The following is a 9,947-nucleotide window of genomic DNA, read 5'->3' on the forward strand; positions in this document are numbered from 1 at the left end:
ATCCCGGCAGGTCCGTCGGCCTCACAGCCCTTCGAAGATCTCAAGGGGCGGCATGCGGACGGCCTGCACCAGCCAGCCGAAGGCGCCCAGCCCGCCCGGGTCGGTGAGCTCGGCTCCCTCCCCCGCGCCGCTCAGCGCCCGCAGGTACCCGGCCGGGTCACTGGAGGCGAGCGCGAGCGCCGGGCGCGCGCCGCTCACGCCGAGCGCGCGCAGTGCCTCCCGCTGCTTCGTCCACAGGCTGTGGAGACCGGGCACGGCGATCGAGTCCAGGGCCACGTGCGCGGTGACGTCGCAGGAGCCGTCCGGTACGGGCGCCACCTCGCGCCCGCCCCGGAAGCCGGCGAACGTCCCGAACAGCGGCCGCCGGTCCGCCGTGTGCCCGTAGTCGACCGCGACGGCCAGTCCCCGCTCCAGCCCGGCCACCGCCCGTGCCCAGGCCGCGTCCCGGGGGGCGCCGAACTCCACGAAGTCCCCGGGGTGTTCGACGGGCCACCAGCGGGCCGCCCAGGCCGCGTCCGCCGCCGAGACCGGCTCACCGAGACGCTCCTCGCCGGTCGCGGTGTCCACCTCGACGTAGCGCAGCACCCCGTCCTCGTCCACCTCCCCGGCGTCCAGCGGCACGTTGTCCAGCCACTCGTTGGCGAACAGCAGCCCGGTGACGCCGCGCGGCGGCTCGTCCGTCCACAGGGCTGTGGACGGAAGTCCGGCCGGCCGGTCGGCGATCTCCACGCCGTACGGGCGCAGCCGCGCCAGCACCCGCGCGGGCAGCTCGGCCAGGACACCGGTGAGCAGTTCCCCCCGCCCGGCCCCGACATCGACCAGGGCCAGCTCCTCCGGACGGCCGAGGGCCTCGTCGACCTCCAGCAGCAGCCGGGCCACCGCGCGGGCGAACCCGGGCGAGGCGTGCACCGAGGTGCGGAAGTGCCCGGCCGGGCCCTCCGGCCTGCGGTAGAAGCCCCGCTCGGGCTCGTACAGGGCCTGTTCCACAGCCGGTGCCCACCGCATCCACGTCATGGGCCGGGACGCTACCCGGCGGCGGGAAGGCCCACCCAATCGGAACCCGGCACCGGGGTGGCCCTCACGGACGGGCGAGGCCCTTCTCCGACCTACGGAGTAGTACGGATCGCCCTACCGGCGGACATGGGCATGCGAAGCGACTGCCTAGGCTGGACACGTGCATCGACTCAACGCCTGGCTCCGCCGCCACCCCATGGTGGTCGACTCCGCCTGGGCGGCGATCGTGCTGTTCGTCGGCCTGGTGCCGGACGACGGCCCCACGGACGACGGCTGGCGCCAGAGCGCCGTGATCCTGATCGCGGTGCTGCTGCCGCTGCTGATGGTCTTCCGGCGCCGCCACCCCGACCTCACGGTGTCCGCCGCGGCCGCCATCGGCGTCGGCCAGGTGGTCGCCGGCGTCTACCCGGGCGGCTCCTCGGTCGCCTACCTGGTCTTCGCCTACACCGGCGCCGCCTTCGGCCGGAAGTGGACCTCCCGGCTGGCGCTGGCGGCCGGGCTGTCCGCCGGACCGCTGGTGTTCTGGCAGACGGAGCCGGTGCGGACGGTCATCGACGCGGCGAACGACGTCCACACCCGCCCGTACGGCATCGGCGAGGCGACGTTCCTCACGATGATGATGAGCACGCCGTTCATCCTCTGCTGGGCCTGGGGCAGGCTCACCAGGGTCCGCCGCGCCTACCTCACCGAACTGGAGGACCGCGCCGCCCGGCTCGAACGCGAACGCGACGCCCAGGCCAAGATCGCCGTCGCCGCCGAACGCGCCCGCATCGCCCGCGAACTCCACGACGTCGTCGCCCACAACGTCTCCGTCATGATCGTCCAAGCCGACGGCGCCGCCTACGTCCTCGACAACTCCCCGCAGCAGGCGAAGGAGGCCCTCGGCACGATCGCCTCCACCGGCCGCCAGGCGCTGGTCGAGATGCGCCGCCTGCTGGGCGTGCTGCGCACCGCCGACACCAAGGCCGAGGAGTACGTGCCGCAGCCGGGCGTCGAGGAGCTGCCGGAGCTGCTGGAACAGGTCCGCACCGCCGGACTCGACGTCGACTACGCCACCTCCGGACACCCCCGGGAGCTGCCGCGCGGCGTGGAGCTGACCGTCTACCGGATCGTCCAGGAGGCGCTCACCAACGTCCGCAAGCACGGCGGCCCCGACGCGCACGCCCGGGTCGCGGTCGACTTCGGCGAGCGCGAGCTGGCCGTCCTGGTGGAGGACGACGGGCGCGGCAGCACCGACGACCAGCTGGCCGGCGGCACGGACGGCCTCGGCCACGGCCTGATCGGCATGCGCGAACGCGTCGGCATGGTCAGCGGCAGCCTCGACGTCGGCCCCCGCCCCGGCGGCGGCTTCCGGATCCGCGCCGTCCTGCCGCTCAAGGCGGCCCACTAGTAGCCCCGTCCCCCGTCCACCCCCGTCCAAGGAGTCCCACCTTGACCATCCGCGTGATGCTCGTCGACGACCAGGAACTGCTGCGCACCGGCTTCCGGATGATCCTCCAGTCACAGGGCGACATCGAGATCACCGCCGAGGCGGGCGACGGCGCGCAGGCCCTGGAGAAGCTGCGGCACACCGAGGTCGACGTGATCCTGATGGACGTCCGGATGCCGCGCCTGGACGGCGTGCAGGCGACCCGCCGGATCTGCCTGGCCGAGGACGGCAGCCCGGTCCCGGGCGCCCCGCACGTGCTCATCCTCACCACCTTCGACCTGGACGAGTACGCCTTCGCCGCGCTCAAGGCCGGCGCCAGCGGCTTCCTGCTCAAGGACGTCCCGCCGACCGAGCTGGTGGCCGCGATCCGCGCGGTGCACGGCGGGGACGCGGTGGTCGCGCCGACCACCACCCGCCGGATGATCGACCGCTTCGCCGAGGTGCTGCCCACCCCGCACAGCGCGCCCGGCTCGGACGTCATCGGCCCGCTGACCGAGCGCGAGCGGGAGGTGTTCCTGCTGGTCGCCCAGGGCCTGTCGAACGGCGAGATCGCGGCCCGGCTGGTGCTCTCCGAAGCCACCGTGAAGACCCACGTCGGCCGGATCCTGGCCAAGCTCGGCCTGCGCGACCGGGTCCAGGCCGTGGTGCTGGCGTACGAGGCCGGGCTGATCCGGGCCGGGGCCTCCGACTGACCCCGCCCGTACACTGGGGCGGTACGTCCGGTACCCGCAGGTGGGACCGGAACGGTCATTCAGGACAAGGGTGGACATGAGTTCGTCCGACTTCGCCGACTTCGCCCCGCTCGGCGATCCCAGCGACCCCGGCAACCGCCCGGCCCGGCTGGCCGTCGGCGTGGTCGGCACCGGCCGGGTCGGCCCCGCGCTGGGCGCCGCCCTCCAGCTCGCCGGGCACACCGTGGTCGCCGCCTCCGGGGTGTCCGCCGCCTCCCGCCGCCGCGCCGAGGCGCTGCTGCCGGGCGTGCGGATCGTCACCCCGCCGCAGGTGCTGGCCGCCGCGGACCTGGTGCTGCTGACCGTCCCGGACGACGCGCTGGCCGACCTGGTGACCGGGCTGGCCGCCACCGGCGCGGTCCGTCCCGGCCAGCTGCTGGTGCACACCTCCGGCGCGCACGGCGTCGCCGTCCTGGAGCCCGCCACCCGGGCCGGGGCGCTGCCACTGGCCCTGCACCCCGCGATGACCTTCACCGGCACCTCGGTGGACCTGGCCCGGCTGGCCGGCTGCCCGTTCGGCGTGACCGCCCCCGACGAGCTGCGGCCGGTCGCCGAGGCGCTGGTGGTGGAGATGGGCGGCGAACCCGAGTGGGTGCCCGAGGAAGTCCGCCCGCTCTACCACACCGCCCTCGCGCACGGCGCGAACCACCTGGTCACCCTGGTCGCGCAGGCGATGGAACTGCTGCGCGCGGCCGGCGTCGCCGAGCCCGGCCGGATGCTCGGCCCGCTGCTGGGCGCCGCCCTGGACAACAGCCTGCGCTCCGGCGACGCGGCCCTCACCGGCCCCGTCGCCCGGGGCGACCAGGGCACCGTACGGCGCCACCTGGCGCAGCTCAGTACGGTGTCCCCGGACATCCCGGCGGCCTACCGGGCGATGGCCCGCGCCACCGCCCAGCGGGCACTCGCCAACGGGACGATCGACGAAACGTCGGCAGCTGCGCTGCTGGACGTACTGAACGAGGAGAAGCGGTAGATGGCACGCGGTAAGCAGTCGAACAAGCCCCAGCGGACGCCGAAGGTCCACCGGGCCGTCCTGACCCGCACCGTGGACGACTTCGAGGCCGCGTTCTGGCCGGACGAGCAGCCGGTCGACAACGCCGTCGTGATGACCATGGGCGCGCTGCACGAGGGCCACGCCGCGCTGATCCGCGCCGCCCGCAAGCAGGTCGGCCGGGACGGCCGGGTCGCCGTGACGGTCTTCGTCAACCCGCTCCAGTTCGGCCCGGCCGAGGACCTGGAGCGCTACCCGCGCACCCTCGACGCCGACGTGCGGCTGGCCGAGGAGAACGGCGCCGACGTGGTCTTCGCGCCGTCCGCCGAGGAGGTCTACCCGAACGGCGAGCCGCAGGTGCGCCTGGCGGCCGGCCCGATGGGCGAGCGCTACGAGGGCGCCACCCGGCCCGGCCACTTCGACGGCGTGCTGACCGTCGTCGCCAAGCTGCTGCACATCACCGACCCGGACTTCGCCTTCTTCGGCGAGAAGGACGCCCAGCAGCTGGCGATCATCCGGCGGATGGTCGCCGACCTGGACTTCGACGTCGAGATCGTCGGCGTGCCGACCGTCCGCGAGGAGGACGGCCTGGCGCTGTCCTCGCGCAACCAGTACCTCTCGGCGGAGGAGCGCGAGCACGCGCTCGCCCTGTCCAAGGCCCTGTTCGCCGGCCGTGACGCCGGCGCGAAGGGCCCGAAGGCCGTCCGCGAGGCCGCCGCGGCCGCCCTGGACGGCGCCGAGGGCATCACCCTGGACTACCTCGCCCTGATCGACCCGCACGACTTCTCCGAGGCGGCGGACGACTTCCAGGGCGAGGCCGTGCTGGCCGTCGCCGCGAAGGTGGGTCCGACCCGCCTGATCGACAACGTCCACGTCATCTGCCGCTAGGCAGGTGACCGTCCGGCACAGTATCTGCCGCCAGGCAGGTGACCGTCCGGCACAGAATCCGCCGCCAGGCAGAACGCACCACGCACCACCCCGCAGCAAGACCCCTCTCAGGCATGCACTCACAGGAGGCGTGACCCGCAATGCTCCGCACCATGCTCAAGTCCAAGATCCACCGGGCCACCGTGACCCAGGCCGACCTGCACTACGTCGGCTCGGTCACGGTGGACGAGGACCTGCTCGACGCCGCCGACCTGCTCCCCGGCGAGCTCGTCCACATCGTCGACATCGACAACGGCGCCCGGCTGGAGACCTACACCATCGCCGGCCCGCGCGGCTCCGGCGTGATCGGCATCAACGGCGCCGCCGCCCGTCTGGTCCACCCCGGCGATCTGGTCATACTCATCGCCTACGGGCAGATGGACACGGCCGAGGCCAAGGGCTACGAGCCGAGGATCGTCTTCGTGGACGGGCAGAACCGGATCACCTCCCTGGGCGGGGACCCGGCCGAAGCACCGGAGGGCAGCGGACTGCTGCGCGGGGACGCGGCGTACCGTGACGGCAACGGCGCGGCCGACGCCGCCTCGCGCTGAAGGAGCCACCCACCGATGTCCAAGCACCGCCTCACCGCCCCGGCCCCCGGCTGGACCGCCACCACCGACGTGGTCGTGGTCGGCTCCGGCATCGCCGGCCTCACCGTCGCCCTCAACGTCCGCAAGGCCGGCCTGCGGGCCATGGTGGTCACCAAGGCGGTACTGGACGAGGGCTCCACCCGCTGGGCCCAGGGCGGCATAGCCGCCGCCCTGGGCGAGGGGGACACCCCGGAGCAGCACCTGGACGACACCCTGGTGGCCGGCGCCGGCATCTGCGACGAGGAGGCCGTCCGCACCCTGGTCACCGAGGGCCCGGACGCCGTCCGCCGGCTGATCGCGGTCGGCGCCGCCTTCGACCGCGACGAGGACGGCGAGATCCTGCTCACCCGCGAGGGCGGCCACCACCGCCACCGGATCGTGCACGCCGGCGGGGACGCCACCGGCGCGGAGGTCTCCCGCGCCCTGGTCGCCGCCGTCCGCAGCGACCCGGACCTCGAACTGATCGAGCACGCGCTCGTCCTCGACCTGCTGACCGACGCCGAGGGCCACACCGCCGGCCTCACCCTGCACGTGATGGGCGAGGGCCAGCGCGACGGCGTCGGCGCCGTCCGGGCCCGCGCGGTGGTGCTCGCCACCGGCGGCCTGGGCCAGGTCTTCTCCGCCACCACCAACCCGGCCGTCTCCACCGGCGACGGCGTGGCCCTGGCCCTGCGGGCCGGCGCCGCCGCCGCCGACCTGGAGTTCGTCCAGTTCCACCCGACCGTGCTCTGGCTCGGCCCGGACGCCGCGGGCCAGCAGCCGCTGGTCTCCGAGGCCGTGCGCGGCGAGGGCGCCCACCTGGTGGACGCCGACGGCGTGCGCTTCATGGTCGGGCAGCACGAGCTGGCCGAACTCGCCCCGCGTGACATCGTCGCCAAGGCGATCACCCGGCGCATGCAGGAGCGGGACACCGACCACATGTACCTGGACGGGCGGCACTTCGGCGCCGAGATGTGGGAGCACCGCTTCCCCACCATCCTGGCCTCCTGCCGCTCCCACGGCATCGACCCGGTCACCGAGCCGATTCCGATCGCCCCGGCCTCGCACCACGCCGCCGGCGGCGTCCGCACCGACCGGCACGGCCGCACCTCCGTCCCCGGCCTGTACGCCTGCGGCGAGGTCGCCTGCACCGGCGTGCACGGCGCCAACCGGCTGGCCTCCAACTCCCTGCTGGAAGGCCTGGTCTTCGCCGAGCGGATCGCCGCCGACCTGGCCGCGCGCCACGCGGCGGGCGAACTGCCCGAGCGCACCGTCGACGTCGCCGCCGTACGGGCCGCCCGGCCGGTGCCGCTGCCGGCCTCCGAGGCGCGCGCCGAGATCCAGCGGCTGATGTCGCGCGGCGCGGGCGTCCTGCGCTCGGCCGCCTCGCTGGCCGACGCCGCGGCCGGGCTGACGCTGCTCTCCGAGCAGGCCCGCTGCCACGTGGCCGAGGAGAAGCCGGCCGACCCCCGGGTGGAGACCTGGGAGGCCGCCAACCTGCTGCTGGTCGCCACCGCCCTGGTCGCGGCCGCCGCGCAGCGCGAGGAGACCCGTGGCGGCCACTGGCGCGAGGACTTCCCCGAGCGCGACGACGCCCACTGGCGGCGCCACCTGATCACCACCCTGGCCGCCTCCGGCGACCCCGTCAGCACCCCTGAGGAGCAGTAGGACCATGACCCACGCGCACGAGGAACTCCCCCTGGCCGACCAGAGCGGCGGCTGCGGCGACGGCTGCGCCTGCGGGGACGGCGAGGGCTACGAGACCGGCCTGGACCCGCAGCTCGCCGAGCTGCTGGAGGAGGCCGGGCTGGACCCGATCGAGGTCGAGGACATCGCCACCCTGGCGCTGGCCGAGGACCTGGCCGGCGGCGAGGACGTCACCTCGGTGGCCACCGTGCCCGCCGACGCGGTCGCCACCGCCGACTTCACCGCCCGCCAGGCCGGTGTGGTGGCCGGCCTGCGGATCGCCGAGGCGGTCGTCTCGCTGATCTGCGAGGAGGAGTTCGAGGTCGAGCGGCACGTCCAGGACGGCGACCGGGTGGAGGCCGGCCAGGTGCTGCTGTCGGTGCGCTCGCGCACCCGCGACCTGCTGACCGCCGAGCGCAGCGCGCTCAACCTGCTCTGCCACCTGTCCGGCATCGCCACCGCGACCCGGGCCTGGGCGGACGCGCTGGAGGGCACCGGCGCGGTCGTCCGGGACACCCGCAAGACCACCCCGGGCCTGCGCGCCCTGCAGAAGTTCGCGGTCCGCTGCGGCGGCGGCGCCAACCACCGGATGGCGCTCTCGGACGCCGCCCTGGTGAAGGACAACCACGTGGTCGCCGCGGGCGGCGTGGCCGAGGCCTTCCGGGCCGTCCGGGCCGCGTACCCGGAGCTGCCGGTCGAGGTCGAGGTGGACGAGCTGGCGCAGATCCCGCCGGTGCTGGACGCCGGCGCGGACCTGATCCTGCTGGACAACTTCACCGTCGACCAGCTGAAGGAGGCCGTCGCGCTGGTGGCCGGCCGGGCGAAGCTGGAGGCCTCCGGCGGACTGACCCTGGCCGACGCGCGCGAGGTCGCCCAGACTGGTGTCGACTACCTGGCCGTGGGCGCGCTCACCCACTCCTCGCCGATCCTGGACATCGGCCTGGACCTGCGCGCCTGACCGTCAGGTCGAGCACAGCCCCGTCCCGACTCGCAGAAAGCGTCCCCGTGCTCCTCACCATCGACGTCGGCAACACCCAGACCACACTCGGCCTGTTCGACGGCGAGGACGTGGTGGAACACTGGCGGATCTCCACCGATCCGCGCCGCACGGCCGATGAACTGGCGGTGCTGCTCCAGGGATTGATGGGCAACCACACCGCGGTCAAGGACGCCGCGGTGGAGGGCCTGGCGATCTGCTCCTCCGTCCCCGCCGTGCTCCACGAGCTCCGCGAGGTGACCCGCCGCTACTACGGCGACGTCCCCGCGGTGATCGTGGAGCCCGGCGTGAAGACCGGGGTGCACGTCCTGATGGACAACCCCAAGGAGGTCGGCGCGGACCGGATCGTCAACGCGCTGGCCGCCAACCACCTGTACGGCGGCCCGTGCATCGTGGTCGACTTCGGCACCGCGACCACCTTCGACGCCGTCAACGCCCGCGGCGACTACGTCGGCGGCGCGATCGCCCCCGGCATCGAGATCTCGGTCGAGGCGCTCGGCGTCCGCGGCGCCCAGCTGCGCAAGATCGAGCTGGCCCGCCCGCGCAACGTGATCGGGAAGAACACCGTCGAGGGCATGCAGTCCGGCATCCTCTACGGCTTCGCCGGGCAGGTCGACGGCCTGGTCGAGCGGATGGCCCGGGAACTGGCCAAGGACCCGGACGACGTCCAGGTGATCGCCACCGGCGGCCTCGCGCCGCTGGTCCTCGGCGAGGCCACCACCATCGACGAGCACGAGCCCTGGCTGACCCTGATCGGCCTGCGCCTGGTGTACGAGCGCAACCGGCCCGCCGCCGGCTGAGCGGCGCTCAGGGAGCGGGCGTCGGGGAGGCCGGCGTCGGCTCCGCCGCGCCGGGCGACTGCGGAGTCAGCCTCAGCACGCCGGGGCCCGGGCCGGTCGGCAGGGCGCCTCCCGCGGGGCCGTCGACCACCACCGTCCACCCCGGGGCGGCCGACTCCCCCGGCACGGGGAGCTCCGGCGAGGCCTGCCCCGGCACGGGGGGCTTCGGGGAGCCCGACGGCAGGGGGGGCGTCGGGCTCCCCGGCAGGGCGGCGGCGACCTGCTTCCAGCGCGGGTCCGTCACCACGGCGGCGAGCTGGTCCGGCGTCAGCGGCGGGTCGGTGCGGGTGATCGGCGCGCTCCGGTCCTGCGGGTCGCGGTTCCACTCCTCAAGCAGCATCTGATAGCCGTGCCCGGTCAGCAGGGCGGACCACATCTTCGAGCCGGCCGGTTCTCCGCCCCGGGTGGCGGCCTGGTAGAGGGTCAGGTGGTCGCCGTCCGGGCGGGTCGTCTCGGTGCAGGCGTCACCGCCGGTCGCCACGGACGGGCAACCCGCGGCCGCCCCTCCGAAGCGCATGATCCAGAACAGGTACTGCACCTGGCCGTGGCCGTCGTCCAGCAGCAGCCGCAGCTGCGGGGTGCCGCTCTCGGTGCCCCTGGCCTCGCCCACCTCCACCGTGCCCCGCGGCAGCAGTTCGGTGAGCATCCGCTGGAACTCCGGTCCGCTGACCGGGGTGGCGGGGGGGCGGGGCGGCCCCCCCCCCGCGGCGCCCCCCCCCCCCCCGCCCCGGCCCCGCCCCCCACCCCCCCCCCCCGCGCCCCCC

10 protein-coding genes are annotated in these 9,947 nt (G+C 74.7%); 8 read left to right on the forward strand and 2 right to left on the reverse strand.

Features of this window, described 5'->3' with window-relative positions:
• Positions 1 to 21: 21 nt before the first annotated feature.
• A complete protein-coding gene (locus tag ACFRMQ_RS09960) occupies positions 22 to 1,014 on the reverse strand; it encodes an SAM-dependent methyltransferase (RefSeq protein ID WP_380728868.1) in 993 nt (330 codons plus the stop codon).
• Between the two features lie 196 nt (positions 1,015 to 1,210).
• Here ACFRMQ_RS09960 and ACFRMQ_RS09965 point away from each other — a divergent pair, with 196 nt between their 5' ends.
• The 8 genes from ACFRMQ_RS09965 (at position 1,211) to ACFRMQ_RS10000 (ending at position 9,144) form a co-directional block, all read left to right on the forward strand.
• Entirely contained in the window at positions 1,211 to 2,404 is a 1,194-nt protein-coding gene (locus ACFRMQ_RS09965) for a sensor histidine kinase (RefSeq protein ID WP_380728892.1), read from the forward strand.
• A 41-nt stretch (positions 2,405 to 2,445) separates the two neighbouring features.
• Positions 2,446 to 3,135, forward strand: coding sequence for a response regulator (locus ACFRMQ_RS09970; protein WP_380728870.1), 690 nt, complete (start codon positions 2,446 to 2,448; stop codon positions 3,133 to 3,135).
• 76 nt (positions 3,136 to 3,211) lie between these two features.
• A complete protein-coding gene (locus tag ACFRMQ_RS09975) occupies positions 3,212 to 4,147 on the forward strand; it encodes a Rossmann-like and DUF2520 domain-containing protein (RefSeq protein WP_380728872.1) in 936 nt (311 codons plus the stop codon).
• Positions 4,148 to 5,053 (forward strand): pantoate--beta-alanine ligase, encoded by a 906-nt coding sequence (panC, locus tag ACFRMQ_RS09980; RefSeq protein WP_380728874.1) that lies wholly within the window; start codon positions 4,148 to 4,150, stop codon positions 5,051 to 5,053. It begins immediately after the preceding gene.
• A 140-nt stretch (positions 5,054 to 5,193) separates the two neighbouring features.
• Entirely contained in the window at positions 5,194 to 5,643 is a 450-nt protein-coding gene (gene panD / locus ACFRMQ_RS09985) for an aspartate 1-decarboxylase (RefSeq protein ID WP_380728877.1), read from the forward strand.
• 15 nt (positions 5,644 to 5,658) lie between these two features.
• A complete protein-coding gene (locus ACFRMQ_RS09990) occupies positions 5,659 to 7,329 on the forward strand; it encodes an L-aspartate oxidase (protein WP_380728879.1) in 1,671 nt (556 codons plus the stop codon).
• 4 nt (positions 7,330 to 7,333) lie between these two features.
• Positions 7,334 to 8,305, forward strand: a complete 972-nt coding sequence (gene nadC, locus ACFRMQ_RS09995) for a carboxylating nicotinate-nucleotide diphosphorylase (RefSeq protein ID WP_380728881.1) — start codon at positions 7,334 to 7,336, stop codon at positions 8,303 to 8,305.
• A 47-nt stretch (positions 8,306 to 8,352) separates the two neighbouring features.
• Positions 8,353 to 9,144, forward strand: coding sequence for a type III pantothenate kinase (locus ACFRMQ_RS10000; protein WP_380728883.1), 792 nt, complete (start codon positions 8,353 to 8,355; stop codon positions 9,142 to 9,144).
• Positions 9,145 to 9,151: 7 nt separating this feature from the next.
• Here the strand turns inward: ACFRMQ_RS10000 and ACFRMQ_RS10005 are convergent, their stop codons facing one another.
• Positions 9,152 to 9,829 (reverse strand): hypothetical protein, encoded by a 678-nt coding sequence (locus ACFRMQ_RS10005; RefSeq protein ID WP_380728886.1) that lies wholly within the window; start codon positions 9,827 to 9,829, stop codon positions 9,152 to 9,154.
• Between the last annotated feature and the right edge of the window lie 118 nt (positions 9,830 to 9,947).

The organism is Kitasatospora sp. NPDC056783, from assembly GCF_042789895.1.
In the GTDB taxonomy this organism is placed as follows: Bacteria; Actinomycetota; Actinomycetes; order Streptomycetales; family Streptomycetaceae; genus Kitasatospora.